The organism is Agrobacterium vitis, from assembly GCF_013337045.2.
GTDB classification, from domain to species: domain Bacteria; phylum Pseudomonadota; class Alphaproteobacteria; order Rhizobiales; family Rhizobiaceae; genus Allorhizobium; species Allorhizobium vitis_B.
Window position 1 is genome coordinate 1,205,259 of sequence record NZ_CP118259.1, and the last position, 22,149, is coordinate 1,227,407.

General features: G+C 56.5%; 20 protein-coding genes, 1 tRNA gene and 2 pseudogenes. 12 read left to right on the forward strand and 11 right to left on the reverse strand.

What is annotated here, in order from left to right; all coding sequences use genetic code 11:
• Positions 1–15 precede the first annotated feature (15 nt).
• Entirely contained in the window at positions 16–1,251 is a 1,236-nt protein-coding gene (pepT, locus tag G6L01_RS05670) for a peptidase T (RefSeq protein ID WP_070167137.1), read from the reverse strand.
• 797 nt (positions 1,252–2,048) lie between these two features.
• Between pepT and G6L01_RS05675 the strand changes: the two genes are divergently transcribed.
• The gene (locus G6L01_RS05675) at positions 2,049–2,753 is read left to right on the forward strand and encodes a carbonic anhydrase (RefSeq protein WP_070167136.1); all 705 of its coding nucleotides are present in this window, start codon (positions 2,049–2,051) and stop codon (positions 2,751–2,753) included.
• Positions 2,754–2,757: 4 nt separating this feature from the next.
• Positions 2,758–4,284, forward strand: coding sequence for a SulP family inorganic anion transporter (locus G6L01_RS05680; protein WP_070167135.1), 1,527 nt, complete (start codon positions 2,758–2,760; stop codon positions 4,282–4,284).
• Between the two features lie 81 nt (positions 4,285–4,365).
• On the opposite strand, the gene G6L01_RS05685 is transcribed toward G6L01_RS05680, so the two are convergent.
• Positions 4,366–5,355 (reverse strand): TerC family protein, encoded by a 990-nt coding sequence (locus G6L01_RS05685; RefSeq protein ID WP_071206299.1) that lies wholly within the window; start codon positions 5,353–5,355, stop codon positions 4,366–4,368.
• A gap of 331 nt (positions 5,356–5,686) precedes the next feature.
• On the opposite strand from G6L01_RS05685, the gene rpsD reads away from it, so the two are divergent.
• The 6 genes from rpsD to G6L01_RS05715 all read left to right on the forward strand — a co-directional run bounded on the left by rpsD (position 5,687) and on the right by G6L01_RS05715 (position 11,002).
• Positions 5,687–6,304 (forward strand): 30S ribosomal protein S4, encoded by a 618-nt coding sequence (gene rpsD, locus G6L01_RS05690; protein ID WP_060715661.1) that lies wholly within the window; start codon positions 5,687–5,689, stop codon positions 6,302–6,304.
• A 155-nt stretch (positions 6,305–6,459) separates the two neighbouring features.
• A complete protein-coding gene (locus tag G6L01_RS05695; RefSeq protein ID WP_070167133.1) occupies positions 6,460–7,386 on the forward strand; it encodes a glutaminase in 927 nt (308 codons plus the stop codon).
• A 139-nt stretch (positions 7,387–7,525) separates the two neighbouring features.
• A complete protein-coding gene (locus G6L01_RS05700; protein ID WP_337692740.1) occupies positions 7,526–8,320 on the forward strand; it encodes a ChbG/HpnK family deacetylase in 795 nt (264 codons plus the stop codon).
• A 78-nt stretch (positions 8,321–8,398) separates the two neighbouring features.
• Positions 8,399–9,274 (forward strand): tRNA 2-thiocytidine(32) synthetase TtcA, encoded by an 876-nt coding sequence (gene ttcA / locus G6L01_RS05705; RefSeq protein WP_070167131.1) that lies wholly within the window; start codon positions 8,399–8,401, stop codon positions 9,272–9,274.
• A gap of 52 nt (positions 9,275–9,326) precedes the next feature.
• The gene (locus G6L01_RS05710) at positions 9,327–10,154 is read left to right on the forward strand and encodes an inositol monophosphatase family protein (protein ID WP_070167130.1); all 828 of its coding nucleotides are present in this window, start codon (positions 9,327–9,329) and stop codon (positions 10,152–10,154) included.
• 26 nt (positions 10,155–10,180) lie between these two features.
• Positions 10,181–11,002 carry an inositol monophosphatase family protein gene (locus tag G6L01_RS05715; protein ID WP_070167129.1) on the forward strand — a complete coding sequence of 274 codons (822 nt, stop codon included), beginning with the start codon at positions 10,181–10,183 and terminating at the stop codon, positions 11,000–11,002.
• Between the two features lie 72 nt (positions 11,003–11,074).
• Here G6L01_RS05715 and G6L01_RS05720 read toward each other — a convergent pair whose 3' ends face one another.
• The 5 genes from G6L01_RS05720 to purL all read right to left on the reverse strand — a co-directional run bounded on the left by G6L01_RS05720 (position 11,075) and on the right by purL (position 15,703).
• On the reverse strand, positions 11,075–12,280 hold the full coding sequence (locus G6L01_RS05720) for a multidrug effflux MFS transporter (RefSeq protein WP_070167128.1): 1,206 nt from the start codon (positions 12,278–12,280) through the stop codon (positions 11,075–11,077).
• Positions 12,281–12,536: 256 nt separating this feature from the next.
• Entirely contained in the window at positions 12,537–12,872 is a 336-nt protein-coding gene (gene grxD / locus G6L01_RS05725; protein WP_070167127.1) for a Grx4 family monothiol glutaredoxin, read from the reverse strand.
• Positions 12,873–12,973: 101 nt separating this feature from the next.
• The gene (locus tag G6L01_RS05730) at positions 12,974–13,174 is read right to left on the reverse strand and encodes a hypothetical protein (RefSeq protein WP_071206295.1); all 201 of its coding nucleotides are present in this window, start codon (positions 13,172–13,174) and stop codon (positions 12,974–12,976) included.
• 15 nt (positions 13,175–13,189) lie between these two features.
• A complete protein-coding gene (locus G6L01_RS05735; protein ID WP_070167126.1) occupies positions 13,190–13,426 on the reverse strand; it encodes a BolA/IbaG family iron-sulfur metabolism protein in 237 nt (78 codons plus the stop codon).
• 39 nt (positions 13,427–13,465) lie between these two features.
• On the reverse strand, positions 13,466–15,703 hold the full coding sequence (purL, locus tag G6L01_RS05740; protein ID WP_070167125.1) for a phosphoribosylformylglycinamidine synthase subunit PurL: 2,238 nt from the start codon (positions 15,701–15,703) through the stop codon (positions 13,466–13,468).
• 364 nt (positions 15,704–16,067) lie between these two features.
• Between purL and G6L01_RS05745 the strand changes: the two genes are divergently transcribed.
• From G6L01_RS05745 to G6L01_RS05755, 3 genes are all read left to right on the forward strand, one after another.
• Complete coding sequence (locus G6L01_RS05745; RefSeq protein WP_139190282.1) at positions 16,068–16,661, forward strand: J domain-containing protein; 594 nt, start codon at positions 16,068–16,070, stop codon at positions 16,659–16,661.
• A gap of 40 nt (positions 16,662–16,701) precedes the next feature.
• Positions 16,702–17,016, forward strand: a complete 315-nt coding sequence (locus G6L01_RS05750; RefSeq protein WP_070167123.1) for a hypothetical protein — start codon at positions 16,702–16,704, stop codon at positions 17,014–17,016.
• 499 nt (positions 17,017–17,515) lie between these two features.
• Positions 17,516–17,920 carry a helix-turn-helix domain-containing protein gene (locus tag G6L01_RS05755; RefSeq protein WP_070167122.1) on the forward strand — a complete coding sequence of 135 codons (405 nt, stop codon included), beginning with the start codon at positions 17,516–17,518 and terminating at the stop codon, positions 17,918–17,920.
• Positions 17,921–17,940: 20 nt separating this feature from the next.
• On the opposite strand, the gene lipB is transcribed toward G6L01_RS05755, so the two are convergent.
• Positions 17,941–18,672: a lipoyl(octanoyl) transferase LipB gene (lipB, locus tag G6L01_RS05760; RefSeq protein ID WP_070167121.1), complete on the reverse strand. Its 732-nt coding sequence runs from the start codon at positions 18,670–18,672 to the stop codon at positions 17,941–17,943.
• 486 nt (positions 18,673–19,158) lie between these two features.
• On the opposite strand from lipB, the gene G6L01_RS05765 reads away from it, so the two are divergent.
• Positions 19,159–19,243 (forward strand) — tRNA-Leu (locus G6L01_RS05765).
• A 262-nt stretch (positions 19,244–19,505) separates the two neighbouring features.
• On the opposite strand, the pseudogene G6L01_RS05770 reads toward G6L01_RS05765, so the two are convergent.
• The 3 genes and pseudogenes from G6L01_RS05770 to G6L01_RS28110 all read right to left on the reverse strand — a co-directional run.
• Positions 19,506–19,787: pseudogene (locus G6L01_RS05770) on the reverse strand (IS3 family transposase); the annotation flags it as partial.
• Positions 19,788–19,803: 16 nt separating this feature from the next.
• Positions 19,804–20,880 carry an IS110 family RNA-guided transposase gene (locus G6L01_RS05775; RefSeq protein ID WP_070163634.1) on the reverse strand — a complete coding sequence of 359 codons (1,077 nt, stop codon included), beginning with the start codon at positions 20,878–20,880 and terminating at the stop codon, positions 19,804–19,806.
• A gap of 286 nt (positions 20,881–21,166) precedes the next feature.
• Positions 21,167–22,041: pseudogene (locus tag G6L01_RS28110) on the reverse strand (transposase); the annotation flags it as partial.
• Positions 22,042–22,149: the final 108 nt, after the last annotated feature.

Sequence of the window (22,149 nt, forward strand, 5' to 3'; positions counted from 1 at the left end):
CGATGTTATAGGGCGTCAGTCTGCCCGCTCTTCCCAGACCTTTGTCAGCTCCACAATGGTTTTCACGGCGACTTCCATGTCCTGAACGCTTATCCATTCGAGTGGCGAGTGGTAAGCATGGCCACCAGTATAGATATTGGGGCAGGGCAGGCCCATGAAGGACAGGCGCGAGCCATCGGTTCCGCCGCGAATGCTGTGCAGCACGGGGGTGAGGCCAACGCGGCGCACCGCTTCCTCAAGATTGTCCATCACCATCGGAACTTGGTCGAGCACCACTTTCATATTGCGATATTGCTGCTTGACCTCGAATCTGTAGGTCGATCCGGGGTAGTCGCGCATCACATCGCGGGTAATCTCTTCCAGTCGCGCTTCTTTCTGAGCTAAGCCTTCATCGACAAAATCGCGGATGATGAATTTCAGATGAGCTTCATCCATGGAACCGCTGATGTCGGTGGGGTGAATGAAGCCCTGGCGGCCCTCGGTGGTTTCGGGGGTCTGGTCCTTCGGCAGCCGGGCAATGATAGCGCTGGCGATCTTGATGGCGTTTTCCATCCGGCCCTTGGCCGTGCCGGGATGGATGGCAACACCGGTTATGGTGATATCCACGCCGTCTGCCGAAAATGTCTCGTTCTCGATCTCGCCGATCGTGCTGCCATCCATGGTGTAGCCAAAGGCTGCGCCCAGCTTTTTCAGATCCACCTTGTCGGCACCTCGGCCAATCTCTTCGTCGGTGGTGAAGAGGATTTTGATGGCGCCATGCCGGATGTGCGGATTGTCGATCAGGAACTGCGCCGCCGCCATGATTTCGGCAATACCCGCCTTGTCGTCGGCACCCAGCAGTGTGGTGCCATCGGTGGTGACAATGTCATGGCCGATTTGCGTGGTGAGCTGCGGATTGTCACTGACCCGGATGATCTGATTGGCGTCGCCGGACAGAACGATATCTCCGCCCTGATAGTTTTTCAGCAGCTGCGGCTTCACATTCGTGCCGGTGAAATCCGGTGCCGTATCCATATGCGAGCAGAAGCAGATCACCGGAACCGGCTTGTCGACATTGGCGGGAATGGTCGCATAGACATTGCCGTGCTCATCCAGATGGGCGTCGGAAAGGCCCATGGCCAGCAATTCACTCACCAGCACATGGCCGAGGTCCTTCTGTTTTTCCGTGGAGGGCTGGCTGGTTGATTCGGGGTCTGATTGTGTGTCGATGACGACATAGCGCAGGAAACGGTCGAGAATTGTATCGGGCATGCGGGCGGTCCATCACGGTTTGTGGCTATGGTTGGTGGCCACGGTTTGGGGCGGGGGCGGCTTTGCCTATCCGCAGGATATGCGATGCCGACCCGCGGCATCTGCAATTTTACAGTATTCAATTTGCGACATTCTTGGCGCAAAAGAGATCTTGTAAATGTAAGCGTTTCACAAGACGAAGGTTTGCTCAACCCATTTGTAACGTCTCCGTATTTTTATCTTTCACCATTGGCAACGGCCAATACTCAAGCAAACACTGTCAGAAATGACCCTGTCGACGGACGGTTCCGTGACATGACATCCGTCTCTTTATTGTCGCGCAAGACTAAGAGAGTGTCATGATATTTGCTTTTTCCTATGCATCCTAAGGGAGTATTTTGATTTAATGTTGCGGCGCAGAAAAATAGCTGTGCTTTGATAGGGACTCGTGGAATTGAACGGAATTTGAAAATTTCAATATTTTAAATTATCATGACATCTATCAAGTTTAGCATTCAAATAATTGTAATTTATATGTAAAATATCCTGAGTTTTTGCCCGTCGATAAAAAGGGATTTTGAAATAATAACGGAAAAGTGATTGATGTTTTTGCTGCACGGCAACAGAAATCACATTTTCGTCCTCGAAATAAATTACTCTCGGTTGTGCAGGCGGGGAATGGTTAAAGGGATCGATTTGGTCCAGCCCTGCACGATAACCAGCCGGATTGCTGTTTCAAATCCGCGTGGCTCACGACACGGATGCAATGCATCCCGGCTTTAATATCTAGCCAGCTATTTATCAGGAGGATTTTTGCAATGAGTGATTTTTTGAAGCGCGTTTCGAGTTTCCGGGAAGAAGTATTTCCAACCCATTCGGGTCTCTATCGCAAACTGGCCCGTGAAGGGCAGCAGCCCCAGGCCTTGATGATTTCCTGCGCCGATAGCCGGGTCATGCCGGAAGTGATTACCCAGTCCGGCCCTGGCGAATTGTTCGTATGCCGCAACGCGGGCAATATCGTTCCACCGTTCTCGACCATGAATGGCGGCGTTTCCTCGGCCATCGAATATGCTGTCGTGGCGCTTGGCGTGCGCGACATCGTCGTGTGCGGCCATTCCGATTGCGGTGCCATGAAGGGTCTGTGCAATCACGAACTGCTGGCGCCAATGCCCAATGTGGCCGCCTGGTTGCGCCATAGCCAGGCAGCCTATTCCATCGTCTGCGAGGCCTATCCTGACGATCTGCCGCACAAGGACAAGGTGCGGGCCGTGGCGATGGAAAATGTGGTCATTCAGCTCGATCACCTGAAGACCCACCCCTCGGTCGCCGCCAAACTTGCCACCAATGACATTACTCTGCATGGCTGGTTCTTCGACATCGAGACCGGCGAGGTGCAGGTTTATGATGGCGCGGAGAAACGCTTCCTGGTGATCGAAGGTGAAAAGCCGCTGCCGGTTGCGGTTTCCGGGCGTGCCACGCCGCATATCATGGCCGATCCTTTCGTAGCGGTGGCGGCGGAGTGAGGCGATGGAAAAAACCAGTTCAGCTCTGACACGGGACATCGCTTCGTCCATCGTTGTCTTTCTCGTCGCCATTCCGCTGTGCCTCGGCATTGCCATCGCATCCGGCGTACCGGTGGCGATGGGCCTCGTCTCCGGCATTGTCGGCGGCATTGTTATCGGCGTCATCGCCGGTTCCCCCTTGCAGGTCTCTGGCCCGGCGGCAGGGCTTGCGGTGATCGTCTTCGGCTTTGTTGAAGAATATGGGCTTGTTCTTCTGGGGCCGGTGCTTATCGTCGCCGGATTTTTGCAGGTCCTGGCCGGCTATCTCAAGCTCGGCTCGTGGTTTCGCGCCATTTCGCCTGCCGTCGTGCATGGTATGCTGGCGGGAATCGGTATCCTGATCGTCCTTGGCCAGGTCCATGTGCTGATGGACGCCAAGCCTGCTGCCGGTGGCGTTGAAAATGTCGCCGCCATGGATGAGACCATCGGCAAGGTGATCAGCGGCGGCATGAGCAATCACAGCATAGCGCTCATTATCGGCCTGATCTCTTTGCTGGCCATGGTTGGCTGGGAAAAATTGCGGCCAGCCCGGCTGCGGCTGGTGCCGGGGGCATTGATCGGCGTAGCCGCCGGAACCTTGCTGGCGGTCGGCCTCGACCTGCCGATTGCCCGGGTTCAGGTTCCAGCCACCCTGCTGGAAGGCATTCGCTTGCCAACGATGGAAAGCTTTGCCGGGCTTGCCCAGCCGGGGGTGATCGCCACCGTGCTGATCATCGCCGTCATCGCCAGCGCCGAAACCCTGCTATCGGCTGCCGCCGTTGACAGGATGCATGATGGCGAACGCACCCGTTTCAACAAGGAACTGGTGGCGCAGGGCGTCGGCAATAGCCTGTGCGGCCTACTGGGTGCTCTGCCGGTAACCGGCGTTATCGTTCGCTCCTCTGCCAATATCCAGGCAGGCGCTGCAACGCGCCGCTCTACTATTTTCCATGGAATCTGGATTCTGGCTCTGGTGGCGCTTCTGCCACAATTGCTGGGCGTCGTGCCTTTGACCGCTCTGGCTGCAGTGCTTTTGGTAACCGGCTGGCGACTGGTGAGCTTGCAGCATGTGCGTCACCTGTTCGATCACCACGGCTGGGTGCCAGTCGCGGTCTGGGCCACGACGGTCAGTCTTGTCGTCGTCCAGGATCTTCTGGTGGGGGTTGCGGTCGGCCTGTTTCTCTCGATTATGGAAATCATTCCGTTCCTGCGCCGTAAACTGCATATCGACCATCATGAGAATGATGATTCGATCCAGTTGAAGCTGAACGGTGTTGGGACCTGCCGGGACGTTCCGGCATTGCTGGCCACACTGGAATCGCTTCCAGACGGAAAGAAAGTGCTGATTACGCCCGCAGGGCTGCATTATGTCGATCACACCTATGCCGAAACCCTGACGGAATGGGTGACGCGCGAAAGACGGGCAGGGCGACCGCTCGAGGTGAGCGCTTCCAGTCAGCTTGCCCCGAAAGTTGCCTCCATGGTGGATCGGCTCTGCGTCAAGCCTGCATAGGTAAAGTCACGTCGGACACAGAAAAGGGGCGGCTCATGAAGCCGCCCCTTCTTTTATATTGGCTGTTGGCTGGAGAGAAAATTACTCTTCGATAACATCCTTTTTCTCGTCCTTGCGGGTCGCCCACAGAGATCCAACAATACCAGCTGCCAGGATTGCCAGCGTGATGGTTAGCGACAGCAGCGGTGGGATCTTGGCGATACCCAGCATGTCGGCAAGAAAGATTTTCGAGCCGATGAAGATCAGCACGACTGACAGCGCGTATTTCAGGTAAGCGAAGCGGTGGATAAGGGCGGATAGCGCGAAGTAGAGGGCGCGCAGGCCGAGGATGGCGAAGATATTCGAGGTGTAGACGATATAGGGATCAGTGGTGATCGCAAAAATCGCCGGGATCGAATCGACCGCAAACACCAGGTCGACGAATTCCACCATGATCAGCGCCAGAAGCAGCGGCGTGATATAGGTTTTCAGCTTGCCAGTCGTTTCGTCCTGCTTGCGCACCACGAAACTGTCGCCTTCCAACTTGTCGGTGACAGGCAGGTAGCGCCGCGCCAGCTTCAAGGCCGGGTTGTTGGCGACATCATATTGGCTGTCGGCCGATAGCAGCATTTTGACACCGGTAAACACCAGGAAGGCCGCAAAGAAATACAGAACCCAGTGATAGCTTTCGACAATCGCCGCACCTGCCGCAATCATGATGCCGCGCAGCACGATCACGCCGAGAATACCGTAGAGCAGCACCCGGTGCTGATAGGCGCGAGGGATGGCGAAATAGCCGAAGATCATGGCGATGACGAAGATATTGTCCATCGCCAGGCTTTTTTCGATGACAAAGCCCGTCAGATATTCAAGTCCGGCTTGCGGACCCGATTGCCACCATATCCAGCCGCCGAACAACACGCCCAGAGTGATGTAGAAGGCCGAGAAAGCAAAGCTTTCGGCCATGCCGATCTCCTTGCTGTTCTTATGCAGAACACCAAGATCGAGAACCAGAAGAAATAGAACGATTGCAAGGAAGAAAAGCCACATCCATGTTGGCTTGCCCATAAAATCGACCCAAAGAAAATCCATCGAGGGTTTCCTTTGCCGGAGGGTTTTTGTTGCAGTTCCGACATCACGGGTATCCGGCACTCGCGTCAGAGGGGCCCGGAACTGCTGATACAACGGTAAATGAGGCGGGCCTGCCACGAGTTCAAGGCCGGTGCTTGACATTTGTGACGGCTCTGCGTAGAGACCCGTCCAACGCCGGGTGGAAACGCCCGGTGTTTTTACGACATGTCCCGTGGAGGCTCCGCTTTTTTAGGTGTGAGCCGCCTGTCAGGAAAGCCGAAAGGCGATCCAGAGGAGGGCGTGTTTCCCAAAATGGGTTCTAAAAGGCCCAATAACAACAAGAGGAAATACGATGAGCAAGCGCGCATCTTCCAAGTATAAAATCGACCGCCGCATGGGCGAAAATATCTGGGGCCGCCCGAAGTCCCCGGTCAACCGTCGCGAATATGGCCCCGGCCAGCACGGTCAGCGCCGCAAGGGCAAGCTTTCCGACTTCGGTGTGCAGCTGCGCGCCAAGCAGAAGCTGAAGGGCTACTACGGAGACCTGCGTGAAAAGCAGTTCCGCGCCACCTACGACGAAGCCAACCGTCGTAAGGGCGATACTTCCGAGAACCTGATCGGCCTCTTGGAATCGCGTCTGGACGCCATCGTCTACCGCGCCAAGTTCGTGCCGACTGTGTTTGCTGCTCGCCAGTTCGTCAACCACGGCCACGTTTCGGTCAATGGCGTCAAGGTCAATATCGGTTCCTACCGCTGCAAGGCTGGTGACGTTATTGAAGTGCGTCAGAAGTCCAAGCAGTTGGCCATCGTTCTGGAAGCCACGCAGCTTGCCGAACGTGACGTTCCCGATTACATCGAAGTTGATCACAACAAGATGGTTGCGACCTTCGTTCGCGTTCCCGGCCTGTCGGACGTTCCTTACGCCGTCATCATGGAACCGCAGCTGGTCGTCGAATTCTACTCGCGTTGATTTCGATCTGAAATTCGAGAAAGCCGCCTTTACGGGCGGCTTTTTCTGTTTGCAGCGCAGCAAAATTTGATAATGATGCCTGTTGGCTTCTGCACGAAAAACGTGACGGTCATGCATCTGCCGGGATGAGTACCAGCCCGGCATGGGGAACCCAGATGGATTTGCAGGCAATTGTTGACGACATTGTCGGTGAGATGCAGCCTCGACTCGGGGAAGGCAAGGTTGCCGATTATATTCCCGAGCTTGCGACGATCGACCCGAAGCAATTCGGCATTGCCATCACTACCGTCGACGGCCAGACCTTCACCGCAGGCGATGCAGCGGTGCCATTTTCCATCCAGAGCATTTCCAAGGTGTTCATGCTGACGCTGGCGCTTGGCAAAACGGGTGAGGGCGTCTGGAAGCGGGTCGGGCGAGAGCCCTCCGGCTCATCCTTCAACTCCATCGTTCAGCTGGAGCATGAGCATGGTATTCCGCGCAACCCCTTCATCAATGCGGGCGCCATCGTTGTGACGGATATGGTGCTGGCCGGGCATAAGCCGCGCGAAGCCATCGGTGAATTCCTGCGCTTCATGCAATTCCTGGCCGATGACGACAGTATCACCATCGACCGGAAGGTGGCGCAGTCTGAGCAGACGACTGGCTACCGTAATTTCGCACTGGCCAATTTCATGAGCGGTTTTGGTAATCTGCACCACGCGGTGGAGATGGTTCTGGGTGTTTATTTCCATCAATGCGCGCTGGCGATGAGCTGTGTGCAACTCTCCCATGCGGGTCTGTATCTTGCCAACCGGGGTACAAATCCGCTTAGTGGCTTTTCCGTGGTCTCGCCAAAGCGGGCGCGGCGCATTAACGCCTTGATGCTGACCTGCGGCCATTATGATGGCTCGGGGGATTTTGCCTATCATGTCGGTCTGCCCGGCAAGAGCGGCGTGGGCGGCGGCATCCTGGCGATAGCGCCGGGCAAGGCCTCTATTGCAGTGTGGTCTCCGGGATTGAACAAAGTCGGCAATTCGGCGCTTGGATCGGAAGCGCTCGAACTGCTGGCTACCCGGACCGGCTGGTCGGTTTTTGGAAATTGATGTGAGAACGGTTTTTGCTTTCCCGTGAGGGCGATACCGGAAGAATGCAGGGTCGATAGGCATAAAGTTCGGCGCGCATTCATGCCGTGACTATGATATAGCGGGCAAAAGGCCTGCAGGAGTGGGACAAGTCTTGAACGTGATCTCAGATATGAAAATCAATGCGGCGCCGCTATGCATCGTGGCTGATGGCTATGGCCTGTCGCCGGGCGTCAATCAGGCAATCAGGACGCTGCTCAGCGAGGGCAAGGTGCGTGGCACCGGCTGCATGACCGTGTTTGCCGATTGGCGCGACGAGGCATCTCTGTTGCTGCCAGTGATCGACAGATGTGGCGGCGCCATCGGCCTGCACCTGACGCTGACCAATTTCCTGCCTTTGAGCGGTGTGCAGCCCATGTGCTCCTTCCGCCGTCGCCTGACCCAGTCCTTCATGGGCGGTGTCGACAAGGGCAAGCTGCAACGCGAGCTGGATGCGCAGCTCAACGCTTTTATTGATGTGATTGGCCGCGTGCCTGATTATATCGACGGTCATCAACACATTCATTTTCTGCCCGTCGTGCGGGAATGGCTGGTGGCGCGGCGTGATCTGCTGATCAGCCCGCGCGGCAACAGTCCCTGGCTGCGTGGTGAGCCGGATGCACGGCTGGCGACCAGCCTTGCCCAGCGCGCCAAGATCAGCCTGGTGCAGCGCATGGCCCGCGGTTTCAACACGGAAATGCAGGCTGCGGGCTATGCAATCAAGGGACCGCTGACCGGTTTTTACGAGCGCGGCAAGCCGAACGGCTTTGCCGATGCGCTTCGCTATTTTCGCAGCCATGCGCCGCACGATGCGGTTGTCATGTGTCATCCCGGCCATTCGGATGCGATCCTGCGTGCGCGTGACCGGCTGATGATGGCCCGCGAGGTTGAATTTGCCGAGCTGATGCGCCAGTAAGGGAAGATCCGTCCGACAGGCGTAACTTTCACGGATCGACCGTATTAGACAAATCAGCGGACAGGGGCGCATCCGAATATGAACCTTGCATTGGCGGAACGTAGAGAGGCCGATGAGGTCGACGACGCGCAGGAGAGCGTTCGCCATCCTCTGTTTGATGCCGCACCGCAATCGGTCTCCTTCAACAAGCTGCGCAAGCGATTGCTGCGCCACGTGCGTCAGGCAATCGACGATTTCGGCATGTTGAACGGCCAGAAGCGCTGGCTAATCGGCCTTTCCGGCGGCAAGGACAGCTATGGCCTCCTGGCGCTGCTGATGGACCTGAAATGGCGCGGCCTGTTGCCCGTTGAATTGATCGCCTGCAATCTCGATCAGGGTCAGCCTAATTTTCCCAAGCATGTCCTGCCGGATTATCTTAAATCCATCGGCATGCTGCATCGCATCGAATATCGAGACACTTATTCCATCGTCAAGGAAAAGGTCCCGGCAGGCGGCACCTATTGTTCGCTCTGCTCACGACTGCGGCGCGGTAATCTCTACCGTATCGCCCGTGAAGAAGGCTGTGATGCGCTGGTGCTCGGCCATCACCGCGAAGACATTCTCGAAACCTTCTTCATGAATTTTTTCCATGGTGGCCGGTTGGCGGCCATGCCAGCCAAGCTGTTGAATGATGAGGGCGATCTGTTTGTGCTGCGACCGCTGGCCTATGCGGCGGAAGACGATCTCGCCAAATTCGCCGCTGCCATGCAGTTTCCAATCATTCCCTGCGATCTCTGTGGCTCGCAGGACGGTTTGCAGCGCAACGCTATGAAGGACATGCTGGCCGGGATCGAAGCCAAGATGCCGGGCCGCAAGGATGCGATGCTGCGGGCGTTGTCGCATGTGAACCCCTCGCATCTGCTTGATCCCGCACTTTTCGATTTTTCCGGGCTGACTGTCACGAAGCCGTCATAAGGCGGGCGCATCGAGATTTTTGACATTTCACCAGCTTAAGAGAGTCTCCCTCGTGTTTCATGACCATGATATCGACGCCGTCCTGCAGATCGTCAAGGACGCCGCCGCCAGCCAGATCGTGCCTCGTTTTCGCCGTTTGGGTGTTTCCGATATTTCCGAGAAGAAATCCTCTATCGATCTTGTCACCGAGGCCGATCTTCTGTCGGAAAAGCAGATGACGGACGCTTTCCTCGCCCGTTGGCCCGGCGCCCTGATCGTCGGAGAGGAGGCTTGCGAAACAAATCTAGGCGTGATCGACGCGTTGAGGGATGCCGAACTGGCATTCGTCATTGATCCGGTCGACGGAACGTTCAATTTCCAGGCAGGTCTGCCTTTGCATGCCACCAATCTTGCCGTCGTGGTGCGTGGTGAGACCGTGGCGGGAATTATCCACGAATCGGTGCTTGGCGATACGCTGGTGGCCGCTCGCGGTGCCGGTGCGCAGTTCCTGCGCGCCAATGGTGAGCGCGTGCCGGTCAAGGTCGCTGCCCCATGCGATCTCTCGGCCATGGTTGGAACGATTTCGATCAATGAATTGTCGGGCGAGGAAAAGCGCCGCATTGCCGGTAATCTCACAAAGACGAAGATGGCGTTTGCCTTCAATTGCTCGGCCTATGAATATTGGCTGGTTGCCACCGGCAAGGTCCATTTCATCGGCCATTATAAATTGATGCCCTGGGACCATCTGGCGGGCGTGCTGATCCATCAGGAAGCGGGCGGTGTGACGGCCCGGTTTGATGGCAGCCCCTACCTTCCCGGCGACATCACCGGTGGCATCCTGACGGCACCGGATCGCGAGAGCTGGGAGATGATTCTACGCGAAGTGATCCAGGCGCGATAAGACTGACAACTCTAAAAGGAACAGACATGGCCGATATCGACATTGCAGCCCTTGCCAATCTTCTGCAGGAAGCGGCAGTCAAGGAAATCCTGCCGCGTTTTCGCAATCTGGGCGAAGGCGATGTACGGATGAAAACCGAGGCCATCGATCTGGTCACCGAGGCCGATGAAGCCGCCGAGCGGTTGATCCGTGCTGGTATCGAGGAGATTATGCCCGATGCGGTGTTCATCGGCGAGGAAGCGGTTGCCGCTGACCCGGCTCTGCTCGACAAGCTGGCGGATGCCGAGCTCGCCGTGATTGTCGATCCGATTGACGGCACGTTCAATTTTGCTGCCGGCCTGCCGCTGTTCGGGGTCATGCTCAGCGTCGTGCGCCAGGGCGAAACGGTTGCGGGCCTGATTTACGACCCGATGGGCAATGATTGGGCAATCGTTGAAAAGGGCAGCGGTGCTTGGCTCTGCAAACCCGACGGCAACCAGGAAAAGATGGAGGTGCGCCCGGCACCCGATCTCGCCCAGATGATCGGCATTGCCAATGTCGGCTTTTTCGAGCTGGAGGCGCGCCGCAAGCTGCTCGTCAATCTGGCCGAGGTGCGGCTGTTCACCAGCTATCGCTGTGCCGCCCACGAATACCGTATTCTCTGCCAGGGCCATATGCATTTTGCCATGTATAACAAGCTGATGCCCTGGGATCATCTGGCCGGAACGCTGATGGCTCAGGAATCGGGAGCCTATGCAGCTAGGTTCGACGGCTCCGCCTATCTGCCGCATCACACCAGCGGCGGCCTGCTGATTGCCCCTGACAAAGAGAGCTGGACAGAATTGCGCGAAAAGATTTTCAACGTTTGAAAACTTCGATTACCCAATAAAAAAGCCACGGCAGGTGATCTGCCGTGGCTTTTTTGTTCGGATATCCGATTGTCAGACTTTGGGGTTATGCGGCTGGAACAGCTTGCCCTTTTCGGCAATCAAAACGAAAACCAGCCCTATAACGCCGAGGAAGAAGTAGCCTGCCACCAGCGGGCGGGATGTTCCGTCGAAGGCTTGACCAACGATAGCGCCGAGAACCGAGCCGCCGATGGTGGAAATGAAGCCGAGCACCGAGGAGGCCGTTCCGGCGACATGGCCGAGCGGTTCGATGGCAAGCGTCTGAAAATTGCCGCCGATCCAGCCGAACTGGAACATTGAGACAGCAAAGAATGCCATGAACACGACGAAGGGCAGTGGTGTCGGCCCGAAGGTTTCAGCCATCAACCATAGAGCATTGATGGTGATGAAACCAAGAAGTGAGCCATGAGACAGGCGCCGCATGCCAATCCGACCCACCAGCTTCGAGTTGACGTAGGACGACAGCGCCATGAAAATCGCTACGGCAGCAAAAGCGAAGGGGAACCAGACGCCCAGACCATAAATGCCCATGTAGATCTGTTGGGCAGAGTTGATGAAGCCGAACAGCGCCCCGAAGATGAAGGTGCTTGCCAAGGTGTAGAACAAGGCGATGCGATTGGTCAGGACGATCTTGAAGCCCTCGAAGATCACCTTGGGGGTGAATTCCCGGCGGTTTTCCGGGGTCAATGTTTCCGGCAGTCGCATGTGCATCCACATGCTGGTGAGAATGCCGCCGACGGCAATGAACAGGAAGATCAGGTGCCAGTTGCCAAAGAACATGATGATCTGACCGGTTCCAGGCGCGATAACCGGGATTATCATGAACACCATCATGATCAGCGACATGACTTCCGCCATCTGGCGGCCACCGTAGACATCGCGCACGATGGAAATGGTGATGACCCGGGTTCCAGCCGACCCGGCACCCTGGATGAAGCGCAGGATCAGCAATCCGGCAAAGCTTGGCACAATGGTGATGGCCAGCGCCGCCAGAACATAGACGATGAGACCGATCAACATCGGCGTGCGCCGCCCGAACCGGTCCGACAGCGGGCCATAGACCAATTGCGCGCAGCCAAAACCGATCAGGTAGGACGTCACGACATATTGCCGGTGATTTTCATTGACGACATTGAGGGCTTCGCCGATCTGCTGCAAGGCAGGAAGCATGATGTCGATCGCCAGCGCGTTCATTGCCATCAATGCGGCACAGAGAAAGACGAATTCCAGCTTGCTCATGCCTTGCAAGGCAGCTGGAGCGGAACGAAGGGGAGCTGTCATGGAAAACATGTCCTAGAAAATCAAAAGGCGTCGCAAGGCGCGACGCCTTTATCAGATACTGCATTAATCCCTCAATCGGAATCGATTATGAGAGCCTTGCTGTCGTTAGGCTATTAGCCAAACTCTGTGTGCGTCAAATTTGCCGCACTGCAATATGCATAGGGGGTGGGAAAGGTACAAGCCCGGAATACCACCGGGCTTTGTCCGTTCTGCATCAGGCTGCGCCGCGGACCGTAATGCCCTTTTCCTCAAGATGGGATTGCAACTCACCAGCCTGGAACATTTCCCGGACGATATCGCATCCGCCGATGAATTCGCCCTTCACATAGAGCTGCGGAATGGTCGGCCAGTTCGAATAGGTCTTGATGCCTTCACGAATTTCCTGGTCGGCGAGCACATTGATGCCCTTATAGTCGATGCCGAGATAATCGAGCATCTGCACGACCTGGCCCGAAAATCCGCATTGCGGAAACTGGGGCGTGCCCTTCATGAAAAGCACGACGTCATTGCTTTTGACAGCATTATCAATGAATTCGTTTACACCGCTCATGGATTTATCCTTTCACATGCGGGTCAAGGCCGCAGTATTCCATTGCCTATATAGGCGCAATTTGCCGAAATTTCAAAAGTCAAAACGGCGGTTAACCGTTATCAGCCCCGGTTGCGGGTCACACGCCGGGCCTGACGGGCGGCTTTGTTGCGGTTATTTGCCCGTGTCGGCTCGACCTTCTTGTCGGCAGCAGGAGCATTCAACCGTTGCAGGCGGGCCTGCTTGTATTTCTTTCGGTCGGACATTTCAGCTTTCACCGATTTGATCAGTGAGGAGAAAAACGAGGTGATCGGGTTGCTCATGATGATGTGATACCGTCAGGCTTCGGGGATGGAGGTTTGCAGGGCGAGCGCATGCAGCACCCCGCCCATATTGCCTTTCAGGGCATCGTAGACCATCTGGTGCTGCTGCACCCGCGACTTGCCGCGAAAGGCTTCTGCCACGACTTCAGCGGCATAGTGGTCGCCATCGCCTGCCAGATCGCGGATAACGACCTTGGCGCCGGGAATACCCACTTTGATCATGTCTTCGATATCGCCGGGCTTCATAGCCATGGTTCTGCTCCCATTCTGATCTTTTTGCGCGCCTGATCTTTACTGCGCGGCGGCCAAGCTTTCGGCCTTGCCATCCATGAATTCAGGGAACCACGATTCATGCGTGTTGCGCAATTCCTCAACGGTGATTGTACACATACCGTCGATGACGAGCGCATCGCCGCCAACCTTGCCGAGGCGGCGGAACGGTACGCCCGCGCCTTCGGCATTGGCGCAGATGAAATTAGCGAGATCGGCTGGAACCGTCACCACATAGCGGGCCTGGTCTTCACCAAACAGCAGGGCATGGGCCGGACCGCGGCTTTCCGACAGGTCAATGGTAAGGCCCTTGGCCGAGGCCATTGCCATCTCGGCCAGAGCAATCCCCAGGCCACCGGAGGAAATGTCATGGCACGCAGTTACCTGACCATTGCGGATCGCCGAGCGGATGAAATCGCCATTGCGGCGCTCGGCATGTAGGTCCACTTCAGGCGCCGGGCCATCGGTGCGGCCAAGAAGGTCGCGCAGATAGATCGAGCTGCCGAGATGGGAGCCATCGGTGCCGATCAGCAGGACATGATCGCCATCCTGGGCGCCGCCGATTTTCGCCATCCGGCTCCAATCGGGCAGCAGGCCAACGCCGGCAATGGTCGGGGTCGGCAGGATCGCGACGCCATTGGTCTCGTTATACAGCGAGACATTGCCCGAGACGATTGGGAAATCCAGTGCTCGGCAGGCTTCGCCAATGCCCTTGATGGCTTCCACGAGTTGTCCCATGATTTCAGGCTTTTCGGGATTGCCGAAATTGAGATTGTCGGTGGCGGCCAGCGGCTCGGCGCCGGTAGCGGTAATGTTGCGCCAGCATTCAGCCACGGCCTGTTTACCGCCTTCGAACGGATCGGCTTCGACATAACGCGGCGTGACATCCGAGGAGAAGGCCAGTGCCTTGGTCGGATGATTTTCCACCCGCACTACGCCCGCGTCGCCGCCGGGAAGTTGAAGCGAATTGCCCTGGATCAGCGTGTCATATTGTTCATAGACCCAGCGGCGGCTGGACTGGTTGGCCGAACCGACCAGCGACAGAATGGCGGCACGGTAATCGGCTGGTTCTTCCACCAGATTGGCGGGCAGGGGGCCGCGCTTGTCTGATTCGCGCCAGGGACGGTCATATTCGGGTGCCTGGTCGCCGAGATCCTTGATCGGCAGATTGGCGACTTCCTCGCCTTGATGCAGGATGCGGAAGCGCAGGTCGTCGGTTGTCTTGCCGACAATGGCGAAATCCAGACCCCATTTTACGAAGATCGCTTTGGCGACCTCTTCCTTGGAGGGCTCCAGCACCATCAGCATGCGCTCCTGGCTTTCCGAGAGCATCATTTCATAGGCTGTCATGTTTTCTTCGCGCACCGGCACGGTGTCGAGGTCAAGCTCGATGCCGAGATCGCCCTTGGCGCCCATTTCCACTGCCGAACAGGTGAGACCGGCGGCGCCCATGTCCTGGATGGCGATGACCGCGCCGGTTTTCATCAGCTCAAGGCAGGCTTCCAGCAGGCATTTTTCGGTGAAGGGGTCGCCGACCTGTACGGTCGGGCGTTTTTCCTCGATGGATTCGTCAAATTCCGCCGACGCCATGGTCGCGCCGCCGACGCCGTCGCGGCCGGTTTTGGCGCCGAGATAGACGACCGGCAAACCAACGCCCTTGGCTTCCGACAGGAAGATCGCATCCGATTTGGCAAGACCGGCGGCAAAGGCGTTGACCAGGATATTGCCGTTATAGCGCTCGTCGAATTCCACTTCGCCGCCCACCGTCGGCACGCCGAAGGAGTTGCCGTAGCCACCGACGCCGGAGACGACGCCCGCCACCAGATGCCGGGTTTTCGGATGATCCGGCGCGCCGAAGCGCAGCGCGTTCATGGCCGCAATCGGACGCGCACCCATGGTGAAAACGTCGCGCAGAATGCCGCCGACACCGGTCGCAGCGCCTTGATAAGGCTCGATATAAGAAGGGTGGTTATGGCTTTCCATCTTGAAGACCACGCAATCGCCATCATCGATATCGACCACGCCTGCATTTTCGCCGGGGCCTTGAATGACGCGCGCGCCAGTTGTGGGCAGGGTGCGCAACCAGCGCTTCGAGGACTTGTAGGAACAATGCTCGTTCCACATGGCCGAGAAAATACCAAGCTCGGTAAATGTCGGCTCCCGTCCGATCAATTGCAGAATCCGGTCATATTCCTCCGGCTTCAGGCCGTGGGAGGCAACCAGTTCCGGGGTGATCGGGATGGAATTCGGGATCGTCATGGCTCTCTCTTGCACTGGGAGTGAGAATTTTGCCGCCCTTTTATAACAGGCAATTCGTTCGCGCGACTGGAAAATGCGGCGGCGGCGGGTAAAATACGGCCTTTCCAAGGTTTGCGTGTTGATGGCTGGTCTTTGGCCGGATCTGCGCAAATTCCAGGGCTGGTGAAAGCGTGGTTTATGGCATCTCAGACAATCTGTTTGGGGATAGACCATTTCTTTTCACATTTTCGCCCCGGCCTGCGGTAAACTTATGCGCGATGTAAGCGAGGCGGATGAGCCTGTGCTACAGCATGCGAAACGTCTGCCCGCTTTGCCGGGCCGGTTGGAATTCTAGACAGGTGCCTTTGTGATCGATCCTTATGTCATGCTGGGTTTGGAGCGCGATGCCGATGAGGCGGCGGTCAAGGCGGCGTATCGCAAGAAAGCCAAGAGCGCCCATCCGGATGCTGGCGGTGATCAGGACGAGTTTGGCCGGATCACCACATCCTACGATCTTCTGAAGGACCCGGTCCGCCGTAAGGTCTATGACGATACCGGCTACGATCCGCAACTGGCCGATGTCGCCGACCTGAAGGGCCTGATGGTGCTGGAATCGCTGATTAACGACATGATTCTTGACGAGCGCGAACCCGGCAGTTTCGATCCGGTCGCGGGCCTGCGCCGTAAACTGACCGACGATATCCTCAAGGCCCGGTTCCATATTCTGGAACTGGAACGTCACCGCACCCGTATCCGCAAGCATGTGGATCGTATTGGCCGGCGGCCTGAAACCGATGTGCTCGGCTCGATGTTGCGCGCCCGTACCCAGTCGATTGCCGAAGCGATCAAGAATGCCGAAACCCAGATCGACGCCATTGAGCGCGCCTATTCCATGCTGGAAGGCTATTCCTACGAGCTGGAACCGCTGGTGGAAACGCTGTCCGATCCTGTCCCGGAGCTGCCGAAGGCGGCCGAATAGCATCGGCCCGAAAAGTGTGGAGCGGTTTTCGGGTAAGCCGATGCTTGGGGAAGCTATCGGCCCGAAAAGTGTGGAGCGGTTTTCGGGTAAGCCGATGCTTGGGGAAGCTATCGGCCCGAAAAGTGTGGAGCGGTTTTCGGATAAGCCGATGCTTGGGGAAGTCGTCGGCTTGAAAAGTGTGAAGCTGCTTATGGCGCGCGCCATCATTCCAAAAAATAATCCAAGCAAAAACGCATTGCTGTTGTTTTTTTGCCAAGTTGATTCGTCGTGGCTTGGCTGCCTCAAAAACATACATCGAATTTCTCCCTGGACCAAAACTGGGTCATTTTGGAGCGTCGCGGATTTAGGTTGTTAACGCGCCCTTAAGTCCTGTCGAGAGAAGCCGATAAGGAAATGTCAACCCGTTCCGCTTCCTCAATGGAATTCAATTTTCCGCTTTCTCATTGAAAAACATTTCGTTTTTTTTAAATTATTGAGCGTTTTACCGAGGGCTTGCTGGTCGGCGTTTAAATATGACGGTCGCGAAAACGAAATTTGTCGCGAGGCACCATTGCGGCACAGTTTCAATTTTCGTAATTTACGACGTCAGGATAAATTTTTCTCTGCGGCGTGGAACCAATTGAGATGTCGGACATTTCTGTTGCGGTTTTAGACGGTTCAACGGCGTGCCAATCCGATGAGCGCGTATTTTTTACCTGGATGCGCGGCAGACGGATTTCGATTTGGACCTATTTTAAGCTGGCTATCATGCGGGTAAAAAATTTGTCGAAGGCGTGGGCCTTTGGCGAGAGGCGGTCAAGGGAATGTCGGGTGGCTGGGAATCATCGGCGTTTTTTTTCCACGGAGATCGTATTATGGGGCTTTACGATATTAACCGGCTACTGAATGTGAATGACGACACCTTGGGCGGGCGACTTGCAACTGCGCGGGACTGCGCGGGTATGGATATCGCCGATTTGGCCTCGATTGCGGGCGTGCCGGTTGCGAAATTGCGCTCATGGGAGGCGGATCGCAGTGAAGCCGATGCCAGAAGTCTTGGTTTGGTTGCCGATAGTCTTGGCGTTTGCCGCCAATGGTTGATGACCGGCAACGGGCGAGGGCCAGACGAAGAGGACAATGGAGGCGATGCCGAGGATGACATGCTTTTGGTCATGCGCCGCGAGCTTGATCGTTTGACCCATATGTATCAGGAAACCGGCAGTATGATCGAAATCCTGCATCGCAGGATTGGCGATTTGGAGCAACGGTCCAGCCGGTAATGGGTGCTTTACAACGCTGATTACCGCGGCTTTGAATGACAGTCGGGCAATGTCGGTCCGAATACCGTTTCAAATGCCTCTTTGAGATGAATATCGACATCGGCCATCGTCACAGGCAGGCCGAGATCGACCAGGCTGGTAACGCCATAGGCAGAGATGCCGCAGGGCACGATGCCACTGAAATGAGACAGGTCTGGCTCGACATTTAACGACAAGCCGTGAAAGCTGACCCAGCGCCGTAGACGAATGCCGAGAGCGGCGATCTTGTCTTCAGTCACGCTACCGTCCGGTAGAGGTGCCTTATCTGGCCGGCGAACCCAGACCCCGACCCGATCTTCCCGCCGCTCGCCGCGAATATTCATCATATCCAGCGTGTTGATGATGACATCTTCCAAGGCAGCGACATAGGCCCGTACATCCTGACGGCGACGCTTCAAATCCAGCATGACATAAACGACCCGCTGGCCCGGCCCGTGATAAGTATACTCGCCACCGCGACCGGTGGAGAAAACCGGAAAGCGCTGCGTGTCGATTAAATCCTTCGGATCGGCACTGGTGCCCGCCGTGTAGATCGGCGGGTGCTCCAGCAGCCAGATCAGTTCGTCGGCGGTGCCATCAGCAATGGCCGCCACTTCCTCCTCCATCACGCGCAACGCATCCTCATAGCCAACAAGTCCGTCGCTGACCCGCCACCGGATCGGCGGATTGCCAGGGCTGGCAAGCATGGACTTGTCGAGATCGGAACGAAGCATGAGAAGCTATCCTTAAGCGCGCAACTGGCCTTCGCCGTTGCATGGGTTGGTTTATACCGCCGCGCACAATATGTGGGATGGCGGCGGTATAACACTTTACGTTTGTTGCATAATTTTCTCTATGCCGATTTCGGCCAAAAGAATTATGCAATGGTGAAACGGCAACGGAGTTGAGCGGACGCACACGCTGGCCGTTCGATTGTTGCATGAATCAGATAGGGTCGAGGATAAGATGTCCGCGCATCCTCGTTTTGACCTTATCAGCAAGGGGAACATGATCGGCAATCTCCCGTGACCTAATCTTATGAGGTTTATTCCGGCAGCGCACCGCATTTCACCCTGCATTTGGCCCGGCAGGAGTGAGTTTTCAACAGGCATATCAATGCCGTGGAGCGATTTCATAAAAATGTTGCAAGCCGCCCTTGTGTACCCCCGGCGCATTTGCTAGATGCAGCCCGTCGGCGCAAGTCGGCACTCTACCACGATGCGGTCGTGGCGGAATTGGTAGACGCGCAGCGTTGAGGTCGCTGTGGGGCAACCCGTGGAAGTTCGAGTCTTCTCGACCGCACCAAGAACCCGGCTTTAGGCCGGGTTTTTCTTTTTTTATTACAATTAGTTAGGTTTCCAATGTGTCCAGCGTTTTAGATGCCATTGGACACTTCAGAGCCAACCAATTTGTTTTCCAACTTTTGATAGAACTGTCCTTGCAAGGTGCCTGCGCTCAACGCGACGGGCATAGACCTCGCTGGTTTTGGCCTCCGAATGGCCGAGAATGGCCATGATTTCGTATTGGCTGAATCTGAATAGCCCCGAGTTTCGTAGACACCCTCGGGTTACGTTTTCTGCTGTTTCTCGAACTCGACAGGCGACAGCATCCCGTTCCTTAGGTGCTTGTGTTTCGGGTTGTAGAACATTTCGATGTAATCGAACCCGTCCTGACGGGCTTCGTCACGTGAGCGATAGAGCCTGCGGCGTATGCGTTCACGCCTCAGAAGGTTGAAGAAGCTTTCTACGACTGCGTTGTGGTGGCAGTTTCCACGACGGCTCATGGAGTGAACCAGATTGTGATGCTTCAAGAATGAGGCCTAGTCCATGCTGGTGAACTGCGAGCCCTGGACGCCCTTCTAAGAGTCAAGCCGCAATTTGGCTTTGGTTGATTTCCCTGTGCCGCCGCATGATGATGGCGAAGACTTCGCGGGCAATGTAGCGTTTGAGGCAACGAATAGCCTCGAGCTTCGAATTTCCGGCTGCGATCCGTCGGGCGACGTAGTCCTGCGTGCGTGCCTCCAATCGAAGCCTCCCGATGGCGATGATGTGGATGGCGCTGTTTGCTGCGCGATCCCCACCCCTGTTCAACCTGTGCCGGACCGTTTTCCCGGAAGAAGCGGGGACTGGGCTAACGCCGCACAATGCGGCGAAGCTCGCCTCGGACTTCAACCGGTCAGAGTTATCGCCCGCCGTGAGCAGCAACTGCGCCGCACTGTTCACGCCGATTGCGGTTTGAGCAAGGAGTTCAGGAGCGAGATCCTTGACGATAGCCTCAATCATGTCGTCGAGGTCGGCGATCTCGTCATGGAGTTCGAGATAACGCCGCGCCAGAGACTTGAGAGAGATGCGGTAGGCTTCCTCGACCTGGCGATACGCAGTGAGGTCAGGTCTACCGGCTGCGAGCGTACGGATCAATTGCATCCGCGTCATGCTGCGTAGCGGATCGCGGATTTTGTCCGGTGCGCAGACGATGGTCATCTGGATCATCTGCAGGGCAATGCGGCGCGCCTGAATAGCGGTTTTGCGGCAAACCCTTAGGACGCGTAAACTTTCTACCATGCCGTCCCTGCTGCGTGGCGTTACGGTGTGCCGTCTCGCAAAGGCTGCGTGGGCCGCACTTTCTGCGTCGAAGTCGTCATTCTTGCCGCGCCGGCGGCGGTCGAGTTTGTCAGGTGCGGTGACCTCCAGAATCTCGACACCTGCGGTTTGCATGTAGCGCAGCAACCCCGCGCCGTAGCTGCCAGAGCATTCGATCCCGACCCGCTGGAGTTCCCCGAATGATCGCATCCAAGCCAGCATCAAGCGATAGCCGTGTCGGGTTGTCGGGAAGCTCTCGGTACCGAGAACGCGGTCGCGATGATCAACGACTGCCGCGACATGCAAGTCCTTGTGTGTATCGACGCCACCAATGACGTGAGTTTCTGCTCGGTGTTCAGCCATCTAATTGTCCTCTCCTGCGGCATGAGAATTATTTGCCTGAAGGATGCGGGGACAGGACAGTCATGGGACCTGAGGGTCATGCCCTTCTTGGGTCACCGTAGCACCTTCGAGGCAAGACCTCACCGCAGGGCGTTCCCGGATGATCGACAGGTCCGCGGAAAGACACATATTGGGTCGATCGGAATGAGGGTCAGATCATACCGGGAAGCCATGCGGCACCAGCCCAGAGGATGGTCAAACGGTGTTTGAGTCAAACCACCTGAAAACTGGTATCAATCATATGACTATCCGAATGGACCACAACCTGACCCTTTGGCTTGCGTCGCCAAACCGCCATGAGCAAGGCCTGCAGCACGACATCAGTGGTTTGCCGGCTCTGCATTGACGAGCCAATCACCCGGCGGAAATAGAGATCGATGACGACAGCAAGGTAGGCGAAGCCCTCGCAGGTCCGGATATATTGCCGGGACGACGCTTGTAACCGATTTCAGCCTTGATCCCAGCAAGCCGTGTCATACCAAGTCTCGAAGATGCTCACGCATCCTCGACTTGAACAAATTGAAAATATCTCAAATCCGTCAGAGGCTTGAGATATTTTCAAAAGGAATACGAAGAGCCATTTTCGATGACTCCTCGTATCAGACGCGCGACGCGGTTCGGGCAGCACATCTCGCCTTGGTCGAGAAGGTCGTCATGGAGCTTGCGATAGCCATAGACCTTGCCGCTCTCTTCCCAAGCCTGAAACAGGAGATCGGTCTGTCGTTTGTCCTCGCTGGCCCGTTTGCTCAACGGGCCCTTCAGCCAGGCGTAGAACCCGCTCGGGCGCACATGGAGAAGCCGACAGATCGTCCGGACCGAAAATCGCAGGCGATGCAGGGCTATGAACGCGTACTTCACTTTGCATCGCTGGAATTATGCGGCCGCTTTTTTAAGAATGTCGCGCTCCTCGGTGACGCGAGCCAGTTCCTTCTTCAGCCGCCTGATCTCGTCGGCCTCGTCGCTGGTCTTGCCGTTCGATGTGCCGAACTTCTTCTTCCACTCGTATAGCGAATGCTGGCTGACCCCGAGCCGTTGCGAAACCTCCGTCACCGGGTAGCCACGCTCGGTGATCTGACGCACCGCGTCGCGCTTGAACTCTTCCGTGAAATTGCCTTTGCCCATGTAGGCATCATGCCTCATGATTTAGGAGAGAAGGCCTCTACAAATCTAGGGGCTATTCAGTCGCCATTCCGCCGTAAGTTCGCAACAGCCGTCAAACCCGGTATTCCA

Coding starts and splice junctions, on each gene's coding strand:
- G6L01_RS05775 (WP_070163634.1), bottom strand. CDS start 20,880: ATGGCTGAACACCGAGCAGAAACTCACGTCATTGGTGGCGTCGATACA.
- rpsD (WP_060715661.1), top strand. CDS start 5,687: ATGAGCAAGCGCGCATCTTCCAAGTATAAAATCGACCGCCGCATGGGC.
- G6L01_RS05685 (WP_071206299.1), bottom strand. CDS start 5,355: ATGGATTTTCTTTGGGTCGATTTTATGGGCAAGCCAACATGGATGTGG.
- G6L01_RS05745 (WP_139190282.1), top strand. CDS start 16,068: ATGCTGGGTTTGGAGCGCGATGCCGATGAGGCGGCGGTCAAGGCGGCG.
- lipB (WP_070167121.1), bottom strand. CDS start 18,672: ATGCTTCGTTCCGATCTCGACAAGTCCATGCTTGCCAGCCCTGGCAAT.
- G6L01_RS05715 (WP_070167129.1), top strand. CDS start 10,181: ATGGCCGATATCGACATTGCAGCCCTTGCCAATCTTCTGCAGGAAGCG.
- G6L01_RS05755 (WP_070167122.1), top strand. CDS start 17,516: ATGGGGCTTTACGATATTAACCGGCTACTGAATGTGAATGACGACACC.
- G6L01_RS05730 (WP_071206295.1), bottom strand. CDS start 13,174: ATGAGCAACCCGATCACCTCGTTTTTCTCCTCACTGATCAAATCGGTG.
- G6L01_RS05735 (WP_070167126.1), bottom strand. CDS start 13,426: ATGGCTATGAAGCCCGGCGATATCGAAGACATGATCAAAGTGGGTATT.
- G6L01_RS05675 (WP_070167136.1), top strand. CDS start 2,049: ATGAGTGATTTTTTGAAGCGCGTTTCGAGTTTCCGGGAAGAAGTATTT.
- grxD (WP_070167127.1), bottom strand. CDS start 12,872: ATGAGCGGTGTAAACGAATTCATTGATAATGCTGTCAAAAGCAATGAC.
- G6L01_RS05750 (WP_070167123.1), top strand. CDS start 16,702: ATGCTTGGGGAAGCTATCGGCCCGAAAAGTGTGGAGCGGTTTTCGGGT.
- ttcA (WP_070167131.1), top strand. CDS start 8,399: ATGAACCTTGCATTGGCGGAACGTAGAGAGGCCGATGAGGTCGACGAC.
- G6L01_RS05695 (WP_070167133.1), top strand. CDS start 6,460: ATGGATTTGCAGGCAATTGTTGACGACATTGTCGGTGAGATGCAGCCT.
- G6L01_RS05720 (WP_070167128.1), bottom strand. CDS start 12,280: ATGAGCAAGCTGGAATTCGTCTTTCTCTGTGCCGCATTGATGGCAATG.
- G6L01_RS05680 (WP_070167135.1), top strand. CDS start 2,758: ATGGAAAAAACCAGTTCAGCTCTGACACGGGACATCGCTTCGTCCATC.
- pepT (WP_070167137.1), bottom strand. CDS start 1,251: ATGCCCGATACAATTCTCGACCGTTTCCTGCGCTATGTCGTCATCGAC.
- purL (WP_070167125.1), bottom strand. CDS start 15,703: ATGACGATCCCGAATTCCATCCCGATCACCCCGGAACTGGTTGCCTCC.